This is a genomic window from Bacillus sp. JJ783, assembly GCF_036963225.1.
In the GTDB taxonomy this organism is placed as follows: domain Bacteria; phylum Bacillota; class Bacilli; order Bacillales; family Bacillaceae_G; genus Bacillus_A; species Bacillus_A cereus_U.
The window spans coordinates 26,937-27,379 of sequence record NZ_JBALMG010000025.1 but is presented as its reverse complement, the minus strand read 5'-3'; positions in this window follow the sequence as shown (position 1 = coordinate 27,379).

The following is a 443-nucleotide window of genomic DNA, read 5'->3' as shown; positions in this document are numbered from 1 at the left end:
CTCTAGAAATAATAAATAAAACTAAGTTAACCAAAACTAAAATTACATCTATACAAATAACCCAAAAATCACTTTTTATAAAAGAATTAGTCAAAAACAATATTAATAAGCTAATTCCTGAAATTAATCCTACTTTGTTTTGTTCTATTTTTAACATAAAATCATCTCCTTATAACAATATTACACTATTCTTAACCCAATTAATTTATATATTAAATAATTAATTAATATATAGTTAACTTTTGAATAAAAATTTACTTTCAGTGATAGAAGTAGAACCACATGCCCATCAAACTAATATTTTGGAGTACCTCCCCAAAAAATTCACCTCAGATACAACAAAAGAGTCTTACCTGTGTAGGCAAGACTCCACTAGTGTAGTTATATAGTATTTACATAACAACTAAGAAACTGTAAACATACAATACCAAGTAGCAGAACCC